26 protein-coding genes are annotated in these 24,166 nt (G+C 67.5%); 11 read left to right on the forward strand and 15 right to left on the reverse strand.

Translation table 11 applies throughout. From position 1 onward, the window contains the following. Window positions 1-2 precede the first annotated feature (2 nt). The 4 genes from EJO71_RS30080 to purT form a co-directional block, all read right to left on the reverse strand. Window positions 3-878: a branched-chain amino acid ABC transporter permease gene (locus EJO71_RS30080; protein WP_019657793.1), complete on the reverse strand. Its 876-nt coding sequence runs from the start codon at window positions 876-878 to the stop codon at window positions 3-5. An 18-nt stretch (window positions 879-896) separates the two neighbouring features. Beyond that, window positions 897-1,727, reverse strand: coding sequence for an AraC family transcriptional regulator (locus tag EJO71_RS30085; protein ID WP_125952388.1), 831 nt, complete (start codon window positions 1,725-1,727; stop codon window positions 897-899). A 121-nt stretch (window positions 1,728-1,848) separates the two neighbouring features. Then, the gene (locus EJO71_RS30090) at window positions 1,849-2,790 is read right to left on the reverse strand and encodes an alpha/beta hydrolase (RefSeq protein ID WP_125952387.1); all 942 of its coding nucleotides are present in this window, start codon (window positions 2,788-2,790) and stop codon (window positions 1,849-1,851) included. Window positions 2,791-2,943: 153 nt separating this feature from the next. Continuing rightward, entirely contained in the window at window positions 2,944-4,146 is a 1,203-nt protein-coding gene (gene purT, locus EJO71_RS30095; protein WP_125952386.1) for a formate-dependent phosphoribosylglycinamide formyltransferase, read from the reverse strand. 171 nt (window positions 4,147-4,317) lie between these two features. Between purT and EJO71_RS30100 the strand changes: the two genes are divergently transcribed. Genes EJO71_RS30100 through EJO71_RS30110 form a run of 3 tightly spaced genes read left to right on the forward strand, consistent with a single transcriptional unit; the run spans window position 4,318 to window position 7,371 of the window. Further along, entirely contained in the window at window positions 4,318-5,166 is an 849-nt protein-coding gene (locus tag EJO71_RS30100) for a 3-hydroxybutyryl-CoA dehydrogenase (protein WP_125952385.1), read from the forward strand. 37 nt (window positions 5,167-5,203) lie between these two features. Beyond that, window positions 5,204-6,019 (forward strand): crotonase/enoyl-CoA hydratase family protein, encoded by an 816-nt coding sequence (locus EJO71_RS30105; RefSeq protein ID WP_125952384.1) that lies wholly within the window; start codon window positions 5,204-5,206, stop codon window positions 6,017-6,019. 23 nt (window positions 6,020-6,042) lie between these two features. Further along, window positions 6,043-7,371 carry a serine hydrolase gene (locus EJO71_RS30110; protein WP_125952383.1) on the forward strand — a complete coding sequence of 443 codons (1,329 nt, stop codon included), beginning with the start codon at window positions 6,043-6,045 and terminating at the stop codon, window positions 7,369-7,371. 10 nt (window positions 7,372-7,381) lie between these two features. On the opposite strand, the gene EJO71_RS30115 is transcribed toward EJO71_RS30110, so the two are convergent. After that, window positions 7,382-8,167, reverse strand: coding sequence for a type III pantothenate kinase (locus EJO71_RS30115; RefSeq protein WP_125952382.1), 786 nt, complete (start codon window positions 8,165-8,167; stop codon window positions 7,382-7,384). Between the two features lie 134 nt (window positions 8,168-8,301). On the opposite strand from EJO71_RS30115, the gene lysM reads away from it, so the two are divergent. Further along, window positions 8,302-8,763: a peptidoglycan-binding protein LysM gene (lysM, locus tag EJO71_RS30120; protein WP_125952381.1), complete on the forward strand. Its 462-nt coding sequence runs from the start codon at window positions 8,302-8,304 to the stop codon at window positions 8,761-8,763. 16 nt (window positions 8,764-8,779) lie between these two features. Here lysM and EJO71_RS30125 read toward each other — a convergent pair whose 3' ends face one another. Further along, window positions 8,780-9,733 carry an AraC family transcriptional regulator gene (locus EJO71_RS30125; protein WP_125952380.1) on the reverse strand — a complete coding sequence of 318 codons (954 nt, stop codon included), beginning with the start codon at window positions 9,731-9,733 and terminating at the stop codon, window positions 8,780-8,782. A gap of 136 nt (window positions 9,734-9,869) precedes the next feature. On the opposite strand from EJO71_RS30125, the gene EJO71_RS30130 reads away from it, so the two are divergent. Next, a complete protein-coding gene (locus tag EJO71_RS30130) occupies window positions 9,870-10,142 on the forward strand; it encodes a DUF4242 domain-containing protein (RefSeq protein ID WP_125952379.1) in 273 nt (90 codons plus the stop codon). Between the two features lie 15 nt (window positions 10,143-10,157). Here EJO71_RS30130 and EJO71_RS30135 read toward each other — a convergent pair whose 3' ends face one another. Then, window positions 10,158-10,568: a rhodanese-like domain-containing protein gene (locus tag EJO71_RS30135; protein WP_125952378.1), complete on the reverse strand. Its 411-nt coding sequence runs from the start codon at window positions 10,566-10,568 to the stop codon at window positions 10,158-10,160. A 177-nt stretch (window positions 10,569-10,745) separates the two neighbouring features. On the opposite strand from EJO71_RS30135, the gene EJO71_RS30140 reads away from it, so the two are divergent. From EJO71_RS30140 to EJO71_RS30150, 3 genes are all read left to right on the forward strand, one after another. Then, window positions 10,746-11,861, forward strand: a complete 1,116-nt coding sequence (locus EJO71_RS30140) for a TRAP transporter substrate-binding protein (RefSeq protein WP_125952377.1) — start codon at window positions 10,746-10,748, stop codon at window positions 11,859-11,861. Between the two features lie 102 nt (window positions 11,862-11,963). Next, on the forward strand, window positions 11,964-12,584 hold the full coding sequence (locus EJO71_RS30145) for a TRAP transporter small permease subunit (RefSeq protein ID WP_125952376.1): 621 nt from the start codon (window positions 11,964-11,966) through the stop codon (window positions 12,582-12,584). Next, entirely contained in the window at window positions 12,581-14,539 is a 1,959-nt protein-coding gene (locus EJO71_RS30150; RefSeq protein WP_125952375.1) for a TRAP transporter large permease subunit, read from the forward strand. Before EJO71_RS30145 ends, EJO71_RS30150 begins: the two co-directional genes overlap by 4 nt. 1 nt (window position 14,540) lies before the next feature. On the opposite strand, the gene EJO71_RS30155 is transcribed toward EJO71_RS30150, so the two are convergent. The 3 genes from EJO71_RS30155 to EJO71_RS30165 are packed head-to-tail and all read right to left on the reverse strand — an operon-like array spanning window position 14,541 to window position 15,738. Then, window positions 14,541-14,957 carry a DUF6691 family protein gene (locus EJO71_RS30155; RefSeq protein ID WP_125952374.1) on the reverse strand — a complete coding sequence of 139 codons (417 nt, stop codon included), beginning with the start codon at window positions 14,955-14,957 and terminating at the stop codon, window positions 14,541-14,543. 17 nt (window positions 14,958-14,974) lie between these two features. Further along, window positions 14,975-15,412, reverse strand: coding sequence for a YeeE/YedE family protein (locus EJO71_RS30160; RefSeq protein WP_125952373.1), 438 nt, complete (start codon window positions 15,410-15,412; stop codon window positions 14,975-14,977). A gap of 2 nt (window positions 15,413-15,414) precedes the next feature. Beyond that, complete coding sequence (locus EJO71_RS30165) at window positions 15,415-15,738, reverse strand: metalloregulator ArsR/SmtB family transcription factor (protein WP_125952372.1); 324 nt, start codon at window positions 15,736-15,738, stop codon at window positions 15,415-15,417. Window positions 15,739-15,838: 100 nt separating this feature from the next. Here EJO71_RS30165 and EJO71_RS30170 point away from each other — a divergent pair, with 100 nt between their 5' ends. Next, window positions 15,839-16,678: an MBL fold metallo-hydrolase gene (locus EJO71_RS30170; protein WP_125952371.1), complete on the forward strand. Its 840-nt coding sequence runs from the start codon at window positions 15,839-15,841 to the stop codon at window positions 16,676-16,678. 21 nt (window positions 16,679-16,699) lie between these two features. Here the strand turns inward: EJO71_RS30170 and EJO71_RS30175 are convergent, their stop codons facing one another. The 3 genes from EJO71_RS30175 to EJO71_RS30185 all read right to left on the reverse strand — a co-directional run bounded on the left by EJO71_RS30175 (window position 16,700) and on the right by EJO71_RS30185 (window position 19,966). Next, window positions 16,700-17,104 carry a hypothetical protein gene (locus EJO71_RS30175; RefSeq protein WP_126053805.1) on the reverse strand — a complete coding sequence of 135 codons (405 nt, stop codon included), beginning with the start codon at window positions 17,102-17,104 and terminating at the stop codon, window positions 16,700-16,702. Then, window positions 17,101-17,862 (reverse strand): LysM domain-containing protein, encoded by a 762-nt coding sequence (locus EJO71_RS30180; RefSeq protein WP_125952369.1) that lies wholly within the window; start codon window positions 17,860-17,862, stop codon window positions 17,101-17,103. The genes EJO71_RS30175 and EJO71_RS30180 overlap by 4 nt, the downstream gene beginning before the upstream one ends. An 88-nt stretch (window positions 17,863-17,950) precedes the next feature. Beyond that, window positions 17,951-19,966, reverse strand: coding sequence for a PEP/pyruvate-binding domain-containing protein (locus EJO71_RS30185; protein WP_240651568.1), 2,016 nt, complete (start codon window positions 19,964-19,966; stop codon window positions 17,951-17,953). Window positions 19,967-20,133: 167 nt separating this feature from the next. Here EJO71_RS30185 and EJO71_RS30190 point away from each other — a divergent pair, with 167 nt between their 5' ends. Continuing rightward, on the forward strand, window positions 20,134-21,435 hold the full coding sequence (locus EJO71_RS30190) for a hypothetical protein (protein ID WP_125952367.1): 1,302 nt from the start codon (window positions 20,134-20,136) through the stop codon (window positions 21,433-21,435). A gap of 8 nt (window positions 21,436-21,443) precedes the next feature. Here EJO71_RS30190 and EJO71_RS30195 read toward each other — a convergent pair whose 3' ends face one another. Further along, a complete protein-coding gene (locus tag EJO71_RS30195) occupies window positions 21,444-21,734 on the reverse strand; it encodes a zinc ribbon domain-containing protein (RefSeq protein WP_346428064.1) in 291 nt (96 codons plus the stop codon). Window positions 21,735-21,899: 165 nt separating this feature from the next. Between EJO71_RS30195 and gorA the strand changes: the two genes are divergently transcribed. After that, the gene (gorA, locus tag EJO71_RS30200; RefSeq protein ID WP_125952365.1) at window positions 21,900-23,258 is read left to right on the forward strand and encodes a glutathione-disulfide reductase; all 1,359 of its coding nucleotides are present in this window, start codon (window positions 21,900-21,902) and stop codon (window positions 23,256-23,258) included. Here gorA and EJO71_RS30205 read toward each other — a convergent pair. Beyond that, a complete protein-coding gene (locus EJO71_RS30205) occupies window positions 23,255-24,163 on the reverse strand; it encodes a ketopantoate reductase family protein (RefSeq protein WP_125952364.1) in 909 nt (302 codons plus the stop codon). The two genes, gorA and EJO71_RS30205, sit on opposite strands and share 4 nt — an antisense overlap. Between the last annotated feature and the right edge of the window lie 3 nt (window positions 24,164-24,166).

The raw sequence follows: 24,166 nt of genomic DNA on the forward strand, positions 1-24,166 counted from the left end.
GTTCAGACCTTCTTGCGCAGCTTTTCGCCGAACAGGCCGTTCGGCTTGATCATGAGCATCAGCAGCACCACGATGTACGGCGCCGTGTCCTTGAAACCGTCGGGCAGGTAGAAGCCCGCGAACGACTCGACGATGCCGATCACCAGCCCGCCGACGATCGCGCCAGGCAGGCTGCCGAAGCCGCCCACCACCGCCGCCGGAAATGCCTTGAGCCCGATGAAGCCCATGTTCGCGTGCACGAAGGTGATGGGCGCGAGCAGCATGCCGGCAATGGCCGCCACAGCCGCCGCCAGCCCCCACACCAGCCCGTTGAGCCGCTTCACCGGAATGCCCATGTAGTAGGCCGCGAGCTGGTTCTGCGAGGAGGCCTGCATCGCGATGCCCAGCTTGCTGTAGCGGAACATCGCGAACAGCAGGCCGCACAGGATGGCCGTGGCGACGATGATGACGAACTGCTCCAGGTTGACCACCAGCTCGCCCAGCTTCCAGATCTGGTCCTTGTAGGGAACGGCCAGCGTGTGCGTCTCGGTGCCGATACCCGGCACCATGGTGACGAGCCCGCGCGCCACGTAGGCGATGCCGATGGTCAGCATCACGATGGAGAACTGCGGCTGCCCGAGGATGGGCCGTATCACCACCAGCTCGAGCAGCACGCCGAAGGCCGCCATCGCCACCACCGCGAGGATGGCCGCGAGCCAGAACGGCATGCCGAACAGCGACATGCCCGCGAACGCGCCGAAGGCCCCGAGCATCATCAGGTCGCCCTGCGCGAAGCTCACGGTCTCGGTGGCCTTGTAGATCAGCACGAAGCCCAGGGCGATCAGGCCATAGATGCAACCTTGCGCAATGCCCGACAGCAGGAGTTGGAGGATCTGCATGGGCCCCTTCCGCCGCGCTTACTGCCGGAAGCCGCCGGCCGCATCGTGCAGCGCGAGGCGGCGCGAACCGGCCACGATGTCGCTGGGCTTGAGGCCGTAGACCTGGCGGATCGAATGGCTGAAGTGCGTCGAGTCGGGGTAGCCGGTATCGAGCGCGATGTCGGTCAGCGTGCAGCTCTGGCGCACATAGCGAAGCAGGCTGCGCGCGCGCTTCCAGGCCCGGAAGGCGCGGAAGGCCATGCCGGTCTCCTGCTTGAACAGGTGCAGGAAGCGAGAGAACGACAGGTGCACGGAAGCTGCGCACTCCTCGGCCGACATCGGCGCGGCGGGATCGGCGTTGATGGCCTCGGCCACCTTGCGGATGCGCGGATCGAGCGCGCGCGGCGCGAGCGCTTCGCCGAAGAACATCGCGTCGAAGTCGAAGCCCTCGAAGTCGATGCCGCGCGCCGAGGCCGCCAGCAGGTGCGCATGGGCTTCGCGCACGCGCTGCACGAAGGCCGGCGCATCGACCGGGCCGCAGTGCTGCAGGAAGGCCGGCATGCGCGCCGGGTCGACCGACTCCGATTCGATCAGCAGGTTGAAGATCAGCGGATATTCGCTTTCCACCTCGTGCGGCACGTGCGGCGGCACCACGATGAATTCACCGGTCATCCATGCGCCGCCACCGACGCGGATGCGGTTGGGTGGCGCGCCGGCGGGCGACACGTACACGCCGTGTCCGCCCATCGTGCGCTCGGCGGTGGCGCCGAGCAGGCCGGCGTAGAACACGCGATGCGGCGTGAGCCACATCAGGCGTTCTCCTTGCCTCTCGGCGCCGCGTCCGGGCGGCGTCGTCCTCGTTCGCTGCATGGTGTTTGTCTCCTGCATCGGTGGACTGCCACTGCGTGGTGGCGTCTTTTGTTGGCTGGATCGTAGCGGCGGGGGCCGCCCGGGCGGTATCGATTTGCGGCGATTTGCGCGGGGACTTTCCCTAGGCCCTCGCAAAGGCTCGGCGCAATTCCGCGGCACACAGCGCGACCGCCGCATTGGCCTCGTCGAGCACCTTTCCCATGGGCACGAAGCCGTGGATCTGCCGCTCGAAGCACACGTAGACCGCGCTGTTGCCGGCGGCGGTGAGCGCCTCGGCATACGCGGCGCCTTCGTCGCGCAGCGGGTCGTAGCCGGCGGTGAGCACCAGTGCCGGCGGCAGCTTCGAGAGATCCGGATGCAGCAGCGGCGAGGCGCGCCAGTCGAGGTCGTGCTTCGGGTCGGTGATGTAGTGGTCGTGGAAGTAGCGGATGGTGTCCGCCGTCAGCAGGTAGCCCTGCCCGTTGGCCTGGTGCGAAGGGTGGCCGCGCCGCATGTCGGTGGCCGGGTAGATCAGCAGCTGGTAGACGATGGGCAAATCGCCCGCGTCGCGCGCCGCGATCGACACCACCGCCGCGAGGTTGCCGCCCGCGCTGTCGCCGCCCACCGCGAGGCGGTTCGCGTCGAGCCCCAGCGCGGCGGCCTCGCGGCGCACCCATCGGGTGGCGGCCAGCACGTCGTCGACGGCGGCGGGAAAGCGGTGCTCCGGGCCCATGCGGTAGTCGACCGCGACCACCGCGCAGCCCGCGCCGTTGGCGAGCTCCCGGCACAGCACGTCATGCGTGTCGAGGTCACCGATGACCCAGCCGCCTCCGTGGTAGTACACCAGCACGGGCAGCGGGCCCACGCCGGAGCCCATCGGACGGTACAGGCGCACCGGGATGGTGCCGTGCGGCCCGTCGGCGGCAAGGTCGCGCACCTCGGCCACTTCGGGCGGCAGCGGCTGCGTGGCGACCCGGCGCTCGCGGTAGAAGGTCCGCGCGTCGGCAGGCGACAGGGTGTGCGTCGGCGGAATGCCGCGCGCCTCGATGAAGTCCAGCAGGGCGCGCGCCTGGGGATGCAGCATGGTGTCTCCGGTGGATCGTTGCGAGCTTCCAGTGTGGAAGGCAACGGGGCCGCGCGGTATCCGCACGCACCCGCATCCGACCGGGCCCGGCAAGCCACCGCACCATGCCTGCGCCCTTGCGGCGCGGCTTGCGGAAACTGGCTATGCGCCCCTTCAGGCCGTGCGGGGTTTCACGCGCGAAGCGGCTTCCTTGGCAAGCTTGCGGGCGGTATCGGTGTCGGCCGCGTGCACAAGCGCCACGCCCATGCGGCGCTTCAGGAAGCTCTCGGGCTTGCCGAACAGGCGGATGTCGCTGCCGGGCACCTGCAGCGCCTCGGCCACGCCGTCGAAGGCGATGCCGGTGGCGCCCACGCCACCGTAGATCACCGCGCTGGCGCCCGGGCTCTTGAGCGAGGTGTCGACCGGCAGGCCGAGGATGGCGCGCGCATGCAGCTCGAACTCGTTCTGCCACTGGGTGGCCATGGTGACCATGCCGGTGTCGTGCGGGCGCGGGCTGACCTCGCTGAACCAGACCTCGTCGCCCTTCACGAAGAGCTCAACGCCGAACAGGCCCTGGCCACCCAGGTCGGCCGTGACGGCCTGCGCGATCTGCTGCGCCTTCTGCAGCGCGGCGGGTGCCATGGGGTGCGGCTGCCAGCTTTCCACGTAGTCGCCGCTCACCTGCACGTGGCCGATGGGGTCGCAGAACTGGGTCTGCACGGAGCCGCTGGCATCCTTGGCGCGCACGGTCAGCAGGGTGATCTCGTAGTCGAAGTCGATGAAGCCCTCGACGATCACGCGGCCATGACTGACCCGCCCTCCGGCCATGGCGTAGTCCCAGGCCTTCTGCACGTCGGCGGGGCCGTCGATCTTGCTCTGGCCCTTGCCGGAGCTGCTCATCACGGGCTTGACGATGCAGGGGTAGCCAATGCCGCCGTCGATGGCTGCCTGCAGCTCGGCCAGCGAGTCGCAGAACTTGTAGGGGCTGGTCGGCACGCCCAGCGTCTCGGCGGCCAGGCGGCGGATGCCTTCGCGGTCCATCGTGAGGCGGGCGGCGCGGGCCGTGGGGATCACGCGCACGGTGCCCGCTTCTTCCAGCTCCTGCAGCATGGGCGTGGCGATGGCCTCGATTTCGGGCACCACCAGCGCGGGCTTCTCGGCCTCGATCAGCGCCTTCAGCTGCGCCGGGTCGCTCATGGTGATGGTGCGGGCATGGTGCGCCACCTGCTGGCCGGGGGCGTTCTCGTAGCGGTCGACGGCGATGGTCTCGACGCCGAGGCGCTGCAGGGCGATCAGCACCTCCTTGCCGAGTTCGCCGGAGCCCAGGAGCATCACGCGGGTTGCGGAGGGGGAAAGGGGGGTGCCGAGGGTGGTCATGGTCGGAAGTCGAAAAGAGCGGGAAAAAGCAACCGCAGGACTGTAAGCCACCGGCGGGCCGGGGTGTCGCACGCGGCAACGGGCCGGGCGCGGGGCTGCTTCACAATCGATGTCTTTGCCGTGGCGCGGGCCACGCGCACCCCCTTTTTGTTTTCTTCAAGGAGTTCTCTCATGGCTATCCAGACTGTCGGCATCATCGGCGCCGGAACGATGGGCAACGGCATCGCGCAGGCCTGCGCGGTGTCCGGCGTGAACGTGGTGATGGTCGACATCGCCCAGGCTGCGGTCGACAAGGGCCTGGCCACGGTGTCGGGCAGCCTCGACCGCCTGATCAAGAAGGAAAAGCTCACGGCCGAGCAGAAGACCGCCGCGCTGGCGCTCATCAAGGGCTCGACCAACTACGAAGACCTGAAGAGCGCCCAGCTGGTCATCGAGGCGGCCACCGAGAACCACGCGCTCAAGCTGAAGATCCTCAAGCAGGTCGACGACATGCTGGCGCCCGAGGTCATCATTGCCTCGAACACCTCGTCGATCTCGATCACGCAGCTGGCGGCCGCCACCTCGCGCGCCGACCGCTTCATCGGCATGCACTTCTTCAACCCGGTGCCGATGATGGCGCTGGTGGAGCTCATTCGCGGCTACCTCACGAGCGACGCCACGCACGACACCGTGAAGGAACTGGCCGAGCGGCTGGGCAAGTCGCCGATCACGGTGAAGAACGCGCCGGGCTTCGTGGTCAACCGCATCCTGGTGCCGATGATCAACGAGGCCTTCTTCGTGCTGTCCGAAGGCATCGCCACGGCGGAAGACATCGACGCCGGCATGAAGCTGGGCTGCAACCAGCCCATCGGCCCGCTGGCGCTGGCCGACATGATCGGCCTGGACGTGTGCCTGGCCGTGATGGAGGTCTACCTCGAGCAGTTCGGCGATTCCAAGTACCGCCCCTGCCCGCTGCTGAAGGAAATGGTCGCCGCCGGCCAGCTCGGCCGCAAGACCGGCCGCGGCGTCTACACCTACTGAGTCGCGCAGCCATAACAAGAACACGGAGACAAGACCGATGACTGCGACCCCCACCACCCCACCGGCGGAAGGCTGCATCGACACCCAGGTGCTCGACCACGTGCTGCTGATCGGCATCAACCGCCCCGCCAAGCGCAACGGCTGGACGCCGCCGATGTTCAGGCAGCTGGCCGAGGCCTACACCCGGCTCGACGACGATCCGAACCTGCGCGTGGGCGTGCTGCATGCCTTCGGCGACCACTTCACGGCGGGCCTCGACCTGCCGGCGGTCACCGAATACATGAAGCGCGGCGAGAAGGCGATTCCCGCCGGGCTGGTGGAGCCGCACGACTTCGGCCTGCCCGACTACCGCCGCCGCACCAAGCCGATGGTGGTGGCGGTCAAGGGCATCTGCTTCACGGTCGGCATCGAGCTGATGCTGGGCGCCGACATCGTGGTGGCCGCCGACAACTGCCGCTTCTCGCAGATGGAAGTGCAGCGCGGCATCATGGCCACGGGCGGCGCCACGCTGCGCATGGCCGAACGCGCGGGCGTGGGCAATGCGATGCTGCACCTGCTCACGGCCGACGAGTTCGACAGCGCCGAGGCCTATCGCCTCAACTTCGTGCAGAAGGTGGTGCCGGCCGGGCAGGAGCTGGACGCTGCGCTGGCCATCGCGCAGCGCATCGCGGCGCAGGCGCCGCTGGCGGTGGTGGCCACGCGGCTGAACGTGATCAAGGCGGTGGAGCAAGGACCGCTGGCGGCCGTGTCGGAATTCATCGAGACGCAGAAGCGCCTGTCGAACAGCGAGGATGCCGCCGAAGGCGTGCGCTCCTTCATCGAACGCCGCCCGGCACGCTTCAGCGGCCGTTGATTCCTTTCACCGAGAACAACAACATGCCTCTTTTCATCCGCACGGCGCTCGCCGCCGCCTTCACCCTGCTCGCCGTGAACACCACCTCCGCACAGACGCCCACACCCGCCGCGCTGCCGGACCCCGCAGCCACTTCGGTCGACGCGCTGGGCTGGATGAAGGGCTTCCCGCCCCCGCCCGACAAGCTCATCACCTTCGACAACCCGGCCGGCGGCGTGTTTCCGCGCACGCGCTGGAGCTTCTCGCATGTGCGTGAAACGGTGCCCACGGCCAACGTGTGGCGCGGTCCCGGCGCGGCCAGCCCGCTGCCCTCGGGCACCTCGCCGGTCCAGATCGAGGCCGTCACGTTCAAGCCCCTGGGCAGTGACCAGACGCTCAACTTCGCCCAGATGATCTCCGGCACCTACACCGACGGCATCCTGGTGATGCACCGCGGCAAGGTGGTCTACGAGAAGTACTTCGGCGCGCTCACGCCCGAGCGCCCGCACATCGCGATGTCGGTCACCAAGTCCTTCGTGGGCACGCTGGCGGCCATCCTCGCGGACGAGGGCAAGCTCGATCCGGCGGCGCCCGTCACCAAGTACATCCCCGAACTCAAGGACACGGCCTACGGCGACGCCACCGTGCGCCAGGTGATGGACATGACCGTGGGCGTGCACTACTCCGAGAACTACGCCGACCCCAAGGCCGAGATCTGGGACTACGCCCGCGCCGGCGGCATGCTCACGCAGGGCCAGAACTACACCGGCCCGAAGTCGTTCTACGAATTCCTCGTCACGCTGAAGAAGGAAGGCGAGCACGGCGAAGGCTTCGCCTACAAGACCGTCAACGCCGAGGTGCTGGCCTGGATCGTGCGCCGCGCCAGCAACCAGTCGCTGGCCGACCTGCTGAGCGAGAAGATCTGGCGCCGCATCGGTGCCGAACAGGACGCGTACTTCATGGTCGACCGCATCGGCACCGAGTCGGGCGGTGGCGGCCTCAACACCGTGCTGCGCGACCTCGCGCGCTTCGGCGAGACCATGCGCAACGGCGGCCGTGCCTCCAACGGGCAGCAGGCCATTCCGAAGGCGGTGGTGGAAGACATCCAGCGCGGCGGCGATCCGGCCAAGTTCGTGAAGGCGGGCTATGCGCTGCTCAAGGGCTGGTCGTACCGCGACATGTGGTGGGTGTCGCACAACCCGCACGGCGCCTACATGGCACGCGGCATCCACGGCCAGAGCATCTACGTGGACCCGAAGGCCGAGATGGTGATCGTGCGCTACGCGGCGCACCCGGTGGCGGCCAACGGCGCGAACGATCCGCTCACGCTGCCCGCGTTCCAGGCGATGGCAGAAGCGCTGATGCGCCCCTGAGCGAGCCTTCTCAGTTCGAAGCCCGCTCGCGGGCTATGACAAGCAGCCCGTCCATGATCAGGCTCTCGACCAGCTCGAAGTGCCCGTTCATCACGGGCGCCATCTTCCAGCCCGCGCCGCCGGTCATGTAGCAGGCCGGCTCCATGCCGCAGTGCGAGCGCACGTGCTGCACCATGCGCTCGACCGCGCCGGCGATGGCGTAGGTGCCGCCGCTGGTCAGCGCATCGCTGGTGTTGGTCGGAAATTCGCGCACCTCGCCGGTGGGCACGTGCAGCCCCGCCGTGCCCGATTCGAGCGCGCGCAGCATGATGCCGTGGCCCGGCAGGATCAGGCCGCCCAGGAACTTGCCGTCGGCGTCGATGGCCTCGACGGTCACGGCCGTGCCGATCAGCACCACCACCATCGGCCGCGGCGGCTGCCCCGGCTTGGCGGCCAGCATGCGGTGGCGCGCGCCGATCATCGCCACGAAGCGGTCGGCACCCAGGCGCGTGGGATGGTCGTAGCCGTTGATGATGCCGGCCTCGCCCGCGCTCGACATCACCCAGCGCGGCGTGCAGTCGAAGCGCTCGACGATCTGCTCCTCGGCACGCCGCCGCACGGCGTCGCCGGCCACCACGCAGCCCAGCATGGAGCTGGGCGAAGGCAGCTCGGCCCACGGGCCGTCGGCCAGCCGTTCGATGTGGTCGAGGAATTCGGCGCCCTGCGCCTGCAACGCGGCGCCGGGGCGGGCCGAGTCGTAGAGCGCCCACTTGAGGCGGGTGTTGCCGATGTCGATGGCGAGGAAGGGGGATGACATGCGCGGGATTATTGCGACTTTGTGGTTATTTCCGCTGGCACGTCGTTGACACACGCGGCATGGACCTACGCGAGCGCACTGCGTTGCGCCGCTAAATTCGCCAGTTCCATTCACCACCGCACAAGGAGAAAGCCATGGGATTGCTGAGTTTCATCAAGGAGGCTGGTGAGAAGCTGTTCGGCGGCTCGTCGGCCCAGGCCGCGACCCCCGACGCGAATGCGGCGGCTGCAGCCGCCATCAAGACCTACATCGAGACGCAGAACCTCGGTCTCACGGGCCTCGAGGTGACGTACACGGCCAGCAGCGGAGTGGTCACCCTCGCGGGGCAGGCGCCTTCGCAGGAAGCGAGCGAGAAGGCATCGCTGGCCGCCGGCAACGTGGCGAACGTGACCAGCGTGGAGAACAACCTCGTCGCACCGGCGGCGCCGCCCGCGCAGTACCACGACGTGGTTCGGGGCGACACGCTCTCGGCCATCTCGAAGAAGTACTACGGCGACGCCAACAAGTACAACGTGATCTTCGAGGCGAACAAGCCGATGCTGAGCAACCCGGACAAGATCTATCCGGGGCAGAAGCTGCGCATCCCGGCGCTCTGAGCACACACGGCGCGGGCTAGACCCCGTTCTGTCGCCAGGCCCCTGGCGACACGCCGTACTCTCGCTTGAACGCGCGGTTGAAGGCGGCTTCCGATTCGTAGCCCACGCCTTCGGCGATGCGCGCCAGGTTGCACTGATCCCTGCGCAGCATGCCGGCGGCCAGGATCATGCGCCAGCGCGCCAGGTAGTGCATGGGCGGCACGCCCACCAGTTCGGCGAAGCGGTCCGCCAGCACGCTGCGCGAGATGTGGGCCTCGTGCGCCAGTGCGTCGACCGTCCAGTTGCGCGCGGGCTCGCCATGCATCAGCGCCAGGCAGCGGCTCACGTGGGGATCGCGCAAACCAGCCAGCCAACCCGGGTTGTTGGCGGGCATGGATTCGATGTAGCCGCGCAGCACTTCGGCGAACAGCACTTCAGCCACCTTGGCGGCGACCATCTCCGAACCCGGGTTGCGCGAAGCCGCGTCACCCAGCACGAAGTCGACGGACTGCTCGATCCACGGGCCCGCCGGCCTGCTGCGCAGCGGCGTGGTGAACAGGCGCGGAATGTTCGCCATGACGGGGTTGGGCGTGTCGCCCTCGTAGGCGAACCAGCTGCACACCAGCACCGTGCGCTCGCCCGTGCCCCCGTAGCGGACGCGCTCCAGTTCGGGCGCACGCGGGCTCACCACATATGTCATGTCCACGGCCGCGTTCTGCAGGCCGCTGCCCAGCACATGGGAGTCTCCATGCGGCGCGGCGATCACTTCGCCCGCATGTGCGCGGACCGGCGCCGCGCCGTCGACCTGTGCCCAGCACTCGCCCTGCAGCACGAGGTGGCAGATGGCCAGCCGCTGCGCGCCGGGCCTGAGCAGCTGCGCGATGTCCGTACCCTTGGGTACCTTGAAACACCAGGGTGCATACATGTCCCCGTTCAGGAACAGCGCGCCCTCCAGGCGGATGGTCCGCAGCACGTCCGACAAGACATCCATGGTCACCTCCAGGGCAAGCGAGGCGGGGTTTCGGTCAACAAGTCAGGCGAAGCGGGCAATACAAGGCGGCTTCGCGTCGGCACCATAGGTACTGGTCGCCTTCGACCGATTCTGACAGCCAGACAGGAGTACCACCATGCCCAAGTTCGTCATCGAGCGAGACATCCCCGGCGCCGGCAAGCTCACCCCGTCGGACCTGAAAGCCATCTCGCAAAAATCCTGCGGCGTGCTCAGCAGCATGGGCACCGACATCCAGTGGATCCACAGCTACGTGACCGACGACCGGGTCTACTGCGTCTACCAGGCTACCGACGAGGCCCTGGTGCGCCGGCACGCGGAGCTCGGCGGCTTCCCGGCCAATCGCGTGGACCGGGTGTACAGCGTGATCGACCCGGCCACGGCCGAGTGAGGCGCGCGGCTCTCTCTAGTTCTGCCGCCAGGGCAGCCCGCGCTTGCGCCAGCCGCCGGTCAGGCCGCGGTGGCCGTTCTCGTCCGGGTTGCCCTCGAAGCCTTCGAGGATGTTGTATGCCTCCGCGCCCAGCTCGGTCGCGCGCTTCGCCGCGGCGATCGAGCGCACGCCGCTGCGGCACAGCAGCACCAGCTTCTTTCCGCCCTCGGCGGCGGCACGCACGCCGTCGTCGAAGGCCGGGTTCATCGCCATGCCCGGCCACTGCTTCCAGGCCAGCGGCACGGCACCGGGCACGTAGCCGACCCATTCGCGCTCGGCGTCGGTGCGCACGTCGACCAGCACGGCTTCGCCGCTGGCCACCCACTGCGCGGCCTGCTCGGGCGTGATGTCGCCAGCGTAGCCCTTGTTCTCGACGGGTTCTGTCATCTCTCTTGCGTCCTTGCGATGCGGGTTTTCAATCGCCGGAATTTTTCACCACTTCGTGAAAACCCTGTTTGTTGCGTGCTCCCTCGCGCCAAAGATGGCGCCTTGGGCCTGTCGAACCATAACTCCAAGACGGACAGCCTGGGTTTTCCCAAGTCAGAACCGTTTGGAGAGAGACAAATGACAGACAGCAAGATGCCCCGCCGCCGCGGGCTGCTCAAGGGCGCCGCCGTGGCCGCGGGCGCCATGTCGGTACCGATGGTCAGCATGGCCCAGACCACTTCCCTGCGCTTCCAGAGCACCTGGCCAGCCAAGGACATCTTCCACGAGTACGCACAGGACTACGCGAAGAAGGTCAACGAAATGGCGGGCAACCGCCTGAAGATCGAAGTGCTGCCCGCCGGCTCGGTGGTGCCCGCCTTCCAGTTGCTCGACGCGGTGGCCAAGGGCACGCTCGACGGCGGCCACGGCGTGGTCGCGTACTGGTACGGCAAGAACTCGGCGCTCGCGCTGTGGGGCTCCGGCCCGGGCTACGGCATGGACGCCAACATGGTGCTGGCCTGGCACACCTACGGCGGCGGCAAGGCGCTGATGGAGGAGATCTACAAGAGCCTGAATCTCGACGTGGCCTCCTACCTCTACGGTCCCATGCCCACGCAGCCGCTGGGTTGGTTCAAGAAACCGGTGGCCAAGGCCGAGGACATGAAGGGCCTGAAGTTCCGCACCGTGGGCCTGGCGGTGGACGTGTTCACCGACATGGGCGCGGCCGTGAACCCGCTGCCCGGCGGCGAGATCGTGCCCGCGCTGGACCGCGGCCTGATCGACGCGGCCGAGTTCAACAACGCATCGAGCGACCGCGTGCTGGGCTTTCCCGACGTGGCCAAGAACTGCATGCTGCAGAGCTTTCACCAGAGCGGCGAGCAGTTCGAGGTGCTGTTCAACGGCAGCAAGCTCAAGGCGCTGCCGCCCGAGCTCAAGTCGATCATCGAGTACGCCACGCAGGCCGCAAGCGCCGACATGAGCTGGAAGGCCATCGACCGCAACTCGAAGGACTACGAGGAGCTGAAGAAGGGCGGCATCAAGTTCTACAAGACGCCTGACACCGTGCTGCGCGCGCAGCTCGCCTCGTGGGACAAGACCATCGCGAAGAAGTCGGCAGAGAACCCGATGTTCAAGAAGGTGCTCGACTCGCAGCGCGCCTTCGCGGAGCGCGCGGGCCAGTGGCAGAACGACTACTCGGTCGATTTCAAGATGGCCTACAACCACTACTTCGGACGGCAGGCGAAGAAGACCTGATCCGACGGGATCGATGCGACGCGAGGGCACCCGGGCGGTGCCCTCTTTTCACGCCTGCGCTCAAGCTGCCGCGAAGGATGACGCGGCGAGGAGTTCGTTCCGATGCAATCTTTCCTGCTGGCGGTCGACCGGTTCTCCACGTGGATCGGCAAGACCTTCGCCTGGTGCGCCCTGCTGCTCACACTGCTGATCAGCTGGGAGGTGTTCTCGCGCTATGCCCTCAACAAGCCCCACGCCTGGGTGCTGGACGCGCAGATCATGCTGTACGGCACCATGTTCATGACCGCGGGCGCCTACACGCTGTCGAAGAACGGCCACGTGCGCGGCGACGTGCTCTACGGCTTCTTCCGCCCGCGCACGCAGGCGCTGGTTGACCTGGTGCTCTACATCGTCTTCTTCCTGCCCGGCATCGTCGCTCTTACGTGGGCCGGGTGGATCTACGCGGGCGAGTCGCTCGCCATCCGCGAGCAGACCTTCTCGGCCGAGCCGCTGCCGCTGTATCCGTTCAAGTACGTCATCCCGCTCGCGGGCTTCACGCTGCTGCTGCAGGGACTGGTGGAAATCATCCGATGCGTGCAGTGCATCCGCGACGGCGCCTGGCCTTCGCGCGAGCAGGACGTGGAGGAAGTCGACGTCGAGAAGCTCAAGGAGATGGTGCACGTGAAGGACGCGGACATCATCGCGCTCGACCGCGTGGTCACTTCCAGGGAGGCCGCGCGATGATCCGCCGCGAACTCTGGTTCGGTCTCTCGTTCATGGCGCTGATCGTGATCGGCGCCGTCGCGGTGCTGGCGAACGCGCCCACCATCACCAACGGCCACCTTGGGCTGCTGATGCTCTCGCTGGTGGTGGTGGCCATCATGCTGGGCTTTCCGACAGCATTCACGCTGATGGGCATGGGCATGCTCTTCACCTGGCTCGCGTATGACCGCGACTGGCACCGCACGCTCGACCTGATGGTGCAGTCGGCCTTCAAGACCATGGCCAACGACGTGCTCATCGCGGTGCCGCTGTTCGTGTTCATGGGCTACCTGGTGGAGCGCGCAAACCTCATCGAGTCGCTCTTCAGGAGCCTGCACCTCGCACTCGCGCGGCTGCCGGGCGCGCTCGCGGTGGCGACGCTGGTGACCTGCACCATCTTCGCCACGGCCACCGGCATCGTGGGCGCGGTGGTCACACTGATGGGCCTGCTGGCGCTGCCGGCAATGCTGCGCGCGGGCTACAGCGTGCCGCTTGCCGCGGGCGCGATCACCGCCGGCGGCTGCCTGGGCATCCTGATTCCGCCATCGGTGCTGCTGATCGTGTACGGCGCGACGGCGGGCGTCTCGGTGGTGCAGCTGTACGCGGGCGCCTTCTTTCCGGGACTGATGCTCGCGTCGCTCTACGTGCTGTACGTGATCATCATCGCGTGGCTCAAGCCGCAGTGGGCGCCGCCGCTGTCACAGGCCGAGCGGGTGGTGCCGCTGCCGCCGCTGTCGCAGCGGCTGGCCGACAGCCCCGCCGCTCACGCGCTGGTCGGGCTGCTGAAGGGACGTCGCAACGCCGATGTGCCGTTCTCGCATGTGCTGAAGCAGCTGGGCATCGTCGCGATGCCGGGCGTGCTTTTCCTCGTGCTGGCTGCGTTCAGCTACAAGGCCGTGACGACGGTGGAAGTGCAGGAGCGCTACGAGGTGGAGGAGATCGGGGCTGTGAGAAGCAGCAGCGAGCAGGCGTCGGGCGGCCTTCAGGAGCCGCCGGCGGAGGGTGGTCTGCAGGAGCCACCGAAGGAAGGCGAGCTGCAGGAGCCGCCCTCCGACGAGCCGCCGGCCGCGGCCTCGGGCAGTTCCGGCTCGCTGGCCGAGCCCCCAGGCGCGCTGACCGCGCCGCCGGCGGCCACAAGCGCCACGGAGCCCGCCGGGGCCGCGAGCCAGGCCGCCACCGAACGCCCCGCCCCCACCTGGTGGTGGGTCAGCTTCGCGGTCTTCGGCGCCATCGTCACGCTGTTCTACCTCTTCCTGAGCTTCGCGCGGCTCGAGATCTTCAAGATGCTGCTGGCGTCGTTCTTCCCGCTGGTGCTGCTGATCCTCTCGGTGCTCGGTTCGATCGTGCTGGGCCTCGCCACGCCCACCGAGGCGGCAGCCATGGGCGCGCTCGGCGGCATGCTGCTGGCGGCGGCCTACCGGCGGCTCAACCTCGCGGTGCTGAAGGAGTCGGTGTTCCTCACGGCCAAGACATCGGCCATGGTGTGCTGGCTCTTCGTGGGTTCGGCCATCTTCTCGGCCGCGTTCGCGCTGCTCGGCGGGCAGGCGCTGGTGGAGGAGTGGGTGCTCGGCATGAACCTCACGAAGGTGGAGTTCCTGATCCTGAGCCAGGTCATCATCTTCCTGCTGGGCTGGCCGCTGGAGTGGACCGAGATCATCGTGATCTTCATGCCCATCTTCATCCCGCTGCTCGACAACTTCGGCGTAGACCCGCTGTTCTTCGGCCTGCTGGTGGCACTGAACCTGCAGACCGCGTTCCTCTCGCCCCCGGTGGCGATGGCGGCCTTCTACCTGAAGGGCGTGAGCCCGCCGCATGTGACGCTGAACCAGATCTTCCTGGGCATGCTGCCCTTCATGGGCATCCAGGTGCTGGCGATCGTGATGCTGTACATGTGGCCGCAGATCGGGTTGTGGTTGCCGCAGATGCTCTACAAGTAGTTCAGCGTCGGCGCTCGAGCAGTTCGAACAGGCCCATGCCCAGCAGCATGGCGCCCACGAAGACGACTGCCTTGAACTCGCCCGTGCCGAGCGAAACCAGTGCAGGGCCGGGGCAGAAGCCCGCCACGCCCCAGCCGATGCCGAACAGCAGGCTGCCGCCGATCAGGCGGCGGTCGATCCGCCGCGCGGTGGGCAGCGCGACCGACGCGCCAAGCAACGACACCTTGCGCCGGCGCGCGAACAGGAAGGCAACGGCGCTCACGGCAACCGCCCCGCCCATCACGAACGCGAGCGATGGGTCCCACGCGCCGGCGAGGTCGAGGAAGCCGAGCACCTTGGCCGGATTGGCCATGCCGGAAACGATGAGGCCGAGTCCGAAGACCAAGCCGGAGAGCAGGGAAGCAATGACGAGCGGCATGGCGGATCGATCCCTGCTCACAGATGCGACAGATGACGCGCCACGAACACCGTGGCGAAGCCGGCGGCCATGAAGACCCCGGTGGCGGCCAGCGAGCGCGGCGACAACCGCGCCAGTCCGCACACCCCGTGGCCACTGGTGCAGCCCGCGCCATAGCGCGTGCCCACGCCCACCAGCAGGCCGGCCAGCGCAAGCACGCCGTAGCCCGCGTCGATCCGCGCTGCGGGCAGCACGGCGAACAGGCCGTAGACAAGCGGCGCGCCGATCAGGCCGAGCACGAAGGCCGCGCGCCAGGCGACGTCGCCCTTCGCCGGACGCAGCAACCCGCCCAAGACGCCGCTGATGCCCGCGATCCGTCCGTTGAGCAGAACGAACATTGCCGCGGCAATGCCGATGAGGACGCCACCGGCCAGCGCGGCCCACGGCGTGAAATGAGGCCAGTCGATGACAGGCATCTTCAACTCTCCTTCGGGCAGTAGAGGCGGTAGAGCACCGCCAGGATCTCGAGCAGGGCGGCGTCGGCCACGCTGTAGTAGATGTTCTTGCCCTCGCGCCGGGTGTTGACCACGCCTTCGGTGCGCAGCACCGAGAGCTGCTGCGACAGGGTGGGCTGGCGGATGCCCAGCGCGCTTTCGAGGTCGCTCACGCACATCTCGCCCTGCGAGAGCTGACACAGCAGCAGCAGCCGGTCTTCGTTGGCCAGCAGCTTGAGCACGGCGACCGCCTGGCCGGCGGCACCGCGCAGCGCTTCGGGATCGATGACGAGGGTGGAAACCTTCATGGGAACAGTGTCAGTTCGTGTTTTTACATTATATCAATCAATATAATGTTGATGACTCGAACGACGGCCTGACCCAGGCGTCGCAACAGAAGGAGTGCCCATGTCGACGACCACCGCGCCCCGCCGCACCACCACGCAGGCATTCTTCGATCCCGTGACGGGTACGGTGTCCTACGTGATCTGGGACCACGCCACGAAGCACGCGGCAGTCATCGACCCGGTGCTGGACTACGACTTCAAGTCCGGCCACACCGACACCGTCTCGGCCGACCGCCTGCTGGCCTACATCCGCGCGCAGTCGCTGCAGATCGACTGGATCCTCGAGACCCACGCGCACGCCGATCACCTCTCGGGCGCGCGCCACGTGCAGTCGCAGGTCGGCGGGCGCATCGCCATCGGCGAGCACATCCGTACGGTGCAGGCCACCTTCCGCAGCCTCTACAACCTCGAGCGCGACTTCCTGCCCGACGGCAGCCAGTTCGACCATCTCTTCAAGGACGGCGAATCCTTCCGCATCGGCGACGTCGAGGCGACCGCGCTGCTCGTGCCCGACCTTGGCAGCGCGCGCGCCGACTTCCCGGGTGGCGACGCGCGCCAGCTCTACCGCTCGATGCGCCGCCTGCTCTCACTGCCGCCCGGGACGGACGTGTACGTCTGCCACGACTATCCGCCCGCCACGCGCGAGCCCCGCTGGCAAAGCAGCGTCGCGGAGCAGCGCGCCCACAACATCCACGTGCACGACGGCATTGGCGAAGACGATTTCGTGCGCATGCGCACCGCGCGCGACGCCACGCTCGACGTGCCGACGCTGATCCTGCCGTCGATGCAGGTCAACGTGCGCGCCGGGCGACTGCCGCCGCCCGACGACAACGGGGTGGCCTACCTGCGCATTCCACTGAACGCCCTGCCCGGCCGTCGCAGGCGCCCGGCCCCGGCGTGAAGGCGCCGGTAGCGTAGCGACTCAACGCCTGGAGCGCTCGGGGAGCCGTTCGACGCTGCACAGCAGTTTGTCGTCGCTGCTTTTCTCGTAGTCGGCCATCGAGCGATATCCGGTGGCGTTCCAGTAGTCCGGCTGTTTCGGGTCCAGGCCCAGCACGATCACGCCGAAGCCGCAAGACTTGCCTTGCAGCAGGAAAACGGCCTCTTGTCCAAGTGCGCCGGACTCCTGTTTAAGCACCCGGTATGGAGTCTTCTTGCAGGCGGCAAACGGAGTGCGCCATTCGATGGTCTTGCTTCGTATCGACAGCTTTCCAAAGCACTGCCTGCCGGTGCCCTGGTACTCGCCGCCGAAAGGAACATCTGCCGCAAGCACCTGTCCGGCAAAAATGAGCCCGAGCACGCCCAAGGGCAGTAGGTTTCTTGTCATTTGCATGCGACTGCGTCACGTTGCTGGATCACGCTGATCGCGTAGTCGAGTTTCTGGGAATATCGCGGATCTCCTGTGTTGTACCGAGTCGCGACCGTCATTGACGTCAAAGGCATCCACCGCGTGATGACCTTCCGCATGGAAGCCTTCCGGTATTTCAAGGTCTGCCCAGGCCGGAGCGTGCGAACAGTTGGATTCAGCTGCTTCATGACCTCAACGGTACTACCCTGGACATTGGCGATCTTCTCGATCGTGTCGCCCGGCTGCACATCGACTTCGTAAGTCATGGTGTCCGCGTCTGCAACGCTGCGAGTTTCGAAGCTGGCCGAACGCATGAGCAGATAGCCGATGCCTGCGCGAATGTTCTGCGCCGGCTCGGTTCGAACCCGGCTGGCCGACAAATTCATCCGCGGCGGCAGGATCAGCTCGCCGCCCTTGTTATTTGCCAGAAGATCGCTCAGGCCCGGGTCGTTGTACATCCCGATCTGGATGGGGTTGGATTTCCACAGCTCCTTGTTGGCGCCGGTCTCGACCCAAACCATCGCCTTGACGAGCTGCCAGTTCAGCGGGGTGTAGCCAGCCTTGCCGGAAAGATGGCGATTGAACTCGTTGACCGCGAGCTGAATTTCGCAGTCGTAGACATCCCAGCTGTCGTCCGATTTCCTGATGTCGTCCTGCCACTTTTCGAAACCGGACTTTGGCTTGGGTGTCGCGGGCCTGACCGCGGGATGCCGTGTCCGATGTACCGCTTCCGTCATTCAATCCTCCCTGCTTGTTGGTTCGCGCTGGACAGAGTTTGCGCAAGTGAATCCTATGCGCGACGGATTGGAGGTTCGTGACGCAGACTCAGCGCCGCCGCTCCACATACGGCCGCGCCTGCAGCAGCACGATGCGATCGCCCACCGTCGCCCATTCGATGTCCTGGTCGACCGCGTTGAAGGTGCGCTTCACGGCGGCGCCCACGTTGGCCAGGCGCACCACCAGTTCGTCGGTCAGCACGTTGCGGCCGGCCTGCACCGGCACTTCCTTCACGCCGCCGTCCTTGTCGAGCTGCAGCGAAGTTTCCTCCGCCGACCGGCTCAGCACCTGGATGGCCTTGGACCAGCTCGAGTACATCACCTGCTCCGCCACGCGCTGGCCTTCCACCACACGAATGCCGATGCCGCGCTTGGCCGAGATGTAGGTGACGTGCGGGTGGCCCGCGTCGAAGGGGTCGCGGGTGATCATTACGCCGGCGTTGGTCGAGTCGATGGCGGTCTGCACGAACACGCCCATCAGCACCGACTCGGCGCCGAAGCCGGCGGCGCTGCGGGCCTCCCAGGCCTCGGGGTTGAACACCGAGGCCCAGACCTTCTTCACCGCAACTTCGAGCGCATCGCCGGTCTTGACGTTGGGCACCGTGGTGTAGAGCCCCGCGCCGCTGAAGCCGGGAAGGTCTTCCGAATTGGACGAGCTGCGCACGAACACCCCGCCTCCGCCGAGCTGCGACTGCCATGCCGCGCGCCAGCCGGCCGCGGTGGCGGCGTCGACGGGCCATTGCACGATCTCGTCGCGCAACTGCGCCAGCGCCTTCTGTCGGACCTTCGGATCGCCGGCGAAGCCCGGCTGCTGCTGCATGCGCGCGATGCGATCGGCCAGGCCGTTGGCGCGCATGAAGCGGTCGTAGTGCGCGAAGGGAATGCAGAAGCCGTCCGGCACCGAGGTGCCCGGAATGCTGGCAGCCTGCATGGCGCCCAGGTTCGCGGCCTTGGTGCCGCACTGGGCGCTGTTGCGTGCGCGCAGCGAGGCCAGCGGCAGCAGCCGGTTCTCGCGCAGGTCAGGCTTGATGGCCCGTGCGCTGCCGGGCACGGCGCCCGTAGCCGCGGCACGCACGGCGCGGGGCGGCAGCGCGGCGATTTCTTCCGCCGTAAGCCGGCGCACCTGGTAGCCCGAGGCCGCCACCTTCAGCGCCACCCACTGGCCCGCGTGTTCCTTCAGCACGGAGGCGGCATCGCGCACGTAGGCGTTGGGAATGCCCCAGCCCTTGGCCAGCAGGTTGACGTGCGACAGCGCGGTCGAGGGCCGCTCGGTCAGCACGCCCGCCACCGGCGGCAGGCTGATCGGCACCTGCCGCAGCACGGCGATGTCGTCGGGCAGCAGAGCGTTGATGCCCGATTCGTCGTCCACGATGCGCACGCGGCCGGTGGCGGTGCCGAGGTTCATCGGCAGGAAGGGCTGCTCGCGGATCAGCGCTTCCTGGCTCACGAAGTCGATGCCGGTTTCGTTCGCCACGCGCTCGTGCAGCGTGGAGTTGGTCTTGAACTTCACCGGCGCGAAGAAGCTGGCCTTCACCTGCTCGTCGGCCTGCCGCAATAGCGGCGCGGTGAGCTTGTCGCCTTCCCAGAATTCGTAGGTGAAGCTGCCGATGTTCTGCTGCCAGCTCAGCGTGCCGAACAGGAAGCGGCGGTCGGGCACGAGGTAGTTGCGGTCGATCTCGCGCTTGACGATGTTGGGCACCAGCCGCGTGTCGCGCAGGAAGCGCACGTGCAGCTGGTAGCGCGGCGTGTCGATGTAGTGCATGCGCGGCGGCTTCGCCTGCCGGTCGACGGCGAACAGCACGTGCGCGAGCTGCATCGGCGTGCCGGCGTCGTAGACGCGCGCCATCTGGTCGAAGTCGCCCTGGCTGCGCAGCGCGGGCAACGACGACGGCACCGACGGGCGCGGCACGAGCTGGGCGGCTGGGCCCTCGGGCTGCGGCTGGTTCTGCTGCTGGTAATACGATGGCTTTCGCGCCAGCTGGGCGGCGGCGGGCAAGGTTGCCAGCACCGTGGTGGCCGCCACGCAGAAGAAAACAATCGCGCTACTGTTTTGGAAGCACGCCATGCCCACAGGCCGCGCGCTTTTCTGGTTTTTCATGTGGTGTCCCTCCTTACAGCCGGTTTCCGATTGCACGCGCGCTTCACCAAGCAATGGAGCAGCGGTGACGGCGGCAGCGGATTCTCGCGCGTTACAACTCCATCGCTTCGTCTACCCGGGATCAGAGGAATCACATGAATCGCACAACAAGCCTTCCGGCCCTTCGACGCCCGCTGCACCGATGGCTGCTCGGGCTGGCGCTGGTGTGCGCCGGCTTCGCGGCCAGCGCGCAGCCGGTGCCCATCGCACGCCTGAACCTGCAGCAGGGCACCGTGAGCGTGTCGTCGGCGGGCGACGACCGCTGGTCCGCCGCCCGGCCCAATCGCCAGTTCGCCGTCGGCGACCGCATCTGGACCGACCGCAACGCACGCGCCGAGGTCTACGTCGGTCCGGCCGCGCTGCGGCTCGACGGCGAGACGCATGTGGAGTTCTCGGGGATCGACGAGGACACCGTGCGCATCAACGCGAGCCGCGGCAACCTGCAGCTGAGCGTGCGCGATATGTCCTCGGGCCAGCGCATCAGGATCGATACCAGCAACCTTTCGGCGGAAATCGAGGCGCCGGGCGAATACCGCATCACCGCCGATGCCGCCACGGCCACCACCTGGGCAGCGGTGGCCTCGGGACGCCTCACGCTCTACGGCGATCGCGGCATCTCGCAATTGCTGACCGATCGCCAGCAGACCACGGTGTCGGGACGCAACCTCGCGACCGTGCGCACCACGCCATCGCCGAACAGCAGCTTCGACACCTGGGTGGCTGAGCGCAACCGGTTCGAGGGTCAGCCCGGGTCCACACGCTACGTCCAGCCGGCCGTTGTGGTGCCGCCAGCGGCGCTGATCGCGCGGCAGCAGCAGATCGACTACGAGCAGGCTCAGCAGCAAGAGCAGTGGGCGCAGCAACAGCGCGCAGCACAGGCGGCCCAGCAACAGATGGATTGGCAGCGCGAACAGGAATGGCGCCGGCAGGAAGACTGGCGCCAGCAGCGCGAATGGCAGCAGCGGCGTGACTGGCGCGAGCGCGCCGAGCAGGACCGCTGGCAGCAACAGCAGCAACAACAACAACTGCAGTTGCAACTTCAGCGACAGCAGCAACAGGCGCTGCGCCAGCAACAGGAGATGCAGCAGCGCGCCGCGCAGGCGCAAGCCCTGCAACAGCAACAGCTGCTCCAGCAACAGCAGGCGCAGCAGATGCAGCTCCAGCAGATGCGTGCGGCACAGCAGCAGGCATTGGCGCAGCAGCAGGCGCTTCGCCAGCAACAGGAGATGCAACAGCGCGCCGCGCAGATGCAGCAGCAGGCGCAGGCTCAACAGCAGGCCTTGCAGCAGGCCCAGTTGCGCGCGCTGCAGCAGTCCGGCATCCAGATGCAACCAGCCCAACCTGCGGGCAACGATCCGCACAAGAACTGGACTCCGCCGGACTGGCGCACCCCGTAGATAGCGCTTCAACCGCGCGGCGCCGCTTCCGACGGCTGGCCGCACTGGCCGCAGAACTTCGCGCCGGCCTGCATCGTGGTGCCGCATTGCCTGCACGCTGCCGGTTGCATCGAGCCTCCGCATTGCTGGCAGAAGCGCGCACCCGGCGCATTGACGGCCCGGCATGCAGGGCATGCACTGCCCACCGGCGGCGCACCATTGCCGTAGCCATATCCGTCACGCGATCCGTGATGGCCGCCACCGCCATGCCGCGATCCGCCGTGGCCTCCGAAAAGTCTTTCAAGCATGCCCATGTGCATCTCCCTGAGAACTGGCTGCCCGGGAAGCGTCGCCGACGGCGATGAACTTCCACGGGGCCTGGACGCAGTGGAATCCCTGAAGCAGCTTCAGAGTCAAGCAAGCCCCGACGCAAGCGCCGGCTTCGCCCCCGCCGCTACAGTCGGTGACCAAGGAGCAAGCCTTTCATGCCCACATTCGACTTCGATCTCTTCGTCATCGGCGGCGGCAGCGGCGGCGTTCGCGCCGCGCGCATGGCGGCGCAGACCGGCGCCCGCGTCGCCCTCGCCGAGGCCGCCGAACTGGGCGGCACCTGCGTCAACGTGGGCTGCATTCCCAAGAAGCTCTACAGCTATGCGGCCGGCTACGCCGAATCCTTCGAGGAAGCCGCAGGCTACGGATGGAAGCTGCCCGAGGCGCCGCAGTTCGATTGGGCACACCTCAAGTCGCAGCGCGCCAAAGAGATCACGCGGCTCAACGGCATCTATGCCTCCCTGCTGAAGAATTCGGGCGTCACGCTCGTCACCGGATGGGCCCAGCTGGCCGATGCCCACACGGTGGAAATCGATGGCAAGCGCCACACCGCGCGCCACCTGCTGGTGGCCACCGGCGGCACGCCCTTCGTGCCCGACATCCAGGGCCGCGAGCACATCGTGACCTCCGACGCGATGTTCGACCTCGACCCGTTCCCCAGGCGCCTGCTGGTGGTGGGCGGCGGCTACATCGCTTGCGAGTTCGCATCGATCTTCAACGGGCTGGGTGCCAAGGTCACGCAGCTGCACCGTCGCGCACACCTGCTCACCGGCTTCGACGACGATGTGCGCCAGTTCCTCGCCACCGAGATGGGCAAGGCCGGCGTCGACCTGCGGATGAACTGCGAGGCCACGTCGATCACGCGCGGGCCCGACGGCCTCACGGTCACGCTCGCGCGCGGCCAGCAGGTCCAGGCCGACACGGTGCTCTTCGCCACCGGCCGCGTGCCCAACACGCAGGGGCTCGGTCTCGAGGCGGCGGGCGTGAAGCTCGACGAGCACGGCGCGATCGCAGTCGATGCGCACTATCGCAGCTCGGTGCCGTCGATCTACGCGGTGGGCGACGTATCCACGCGTGTGCAGCTCACGCCGGTGGCGCTGGCCGAGGCGATGGTGGTGGTCGACGAGCTCTTCGGCAAAGGGAAACGCCGGCTCGACTACGAGTTCATTCCGACTGCCGTTTTCACGCATCCGAACATCGGCACCTGCGGCTACACCGAGCTGGATGCGCGCGCGAAGTTCGGCGAAGTCACCGTGTTCTCGAGCGAGTTCAAGTCGCTGCGCCACACGTTGTCGGGCAGCAGCGAGCGCACCTTCATGAAGCTGGTGGTCGACAAGACCACCGACCGCGTCGTGGGCCTGCACATGGTGGGTGCCGATGCGGGCGAGATCGTGCAGGGCTTCGCGGTGGCGATGCGCGCGGGCGCGACGAAGGCGATCTTCGACGGCACGGTGGGGATCCATCCCACCGCCGCTGAGGAGTTCGTGACGATGCGCGAGCCGATGCCAGGCTAGACACCGGCCTGCTGCTTGCCCTCAAGCAGCTTCACCAGCACGAACAACACCCGGTTGGCAGGCGTAGGCACACCCAGCGCCTCGCCGCGCCGCACGACCAGCCCGTTGAGGTGGTCGATCTCGCTGAGCTTGCCGCGTGCGAGATCCTGCGCGGTCGACGAATACTGCGACGGCATGCTCTGTGCGATGCCACGCACGGCGGCGTCGGTATCGCCGGGCACCTCGACGCCCTCGGCCTTCGCGACCGCGAGGCATTCGGCCACCACGTCGCGGATCACGTCGGTCACGCCGATGCCTTTTGCGAGCACGCCATAGGGCAGCTGCGTGACGGCCGAGAGCGCGTTGTAGGCGCAGTTGAGGATCAGCTTGGCCCACAGCGATCCGCGCACGTTGGCGGAGATCTGCGTGGGCACGCCGGCGGCCTCGAGGTGCCGCGCCACTTCTTCGCTGCGGCCCGACGGCGCGATCACCAGTTCGCCGCGCCCGTGGTGCTTCACATGGCCCGGCCCCGCCATCTCCGTGGCGACGTAGACGACGGCCGCAGCGACTTCGTTCGACGGCGGCAGCACCGAGCGCACGCGCTCGTCGTTGTCCACGCCGTTCTGCAGCGTGAGCACCAGTGCGCCGGGGGCGAGATGCGGCTTGATCTGTCCAGCCGCCGATTCGCTGTCGGTCGATTTGACGCAGAACAGCACGAGGTCCGCGCCCTGCACGGCACTGGCCTCGGTGCTTGCGGCCACCTTCACGAATTCATCGAAGGCCTTGGTTTCCAGCCGTAGCCCCCTGGCGTTGACAGCCTCCACATGCGAAGGCCGGCCGATCAGCACGACCTCGTGCCCGGCGCGCGCGAGCATCGCCCCGTAGTAGCAGCCGACTGCGCCGGCGCCCATCACTGCGACTTTCATCGG

It is taken from the genome of Variovorax sp. 679, assembly GCF_003952185.1.
GTDB lineage: Bacteria > Pseudomonadota > Gammaproteobacteria > Burkholderiales > Burkholderiaceae_C > Variovorax.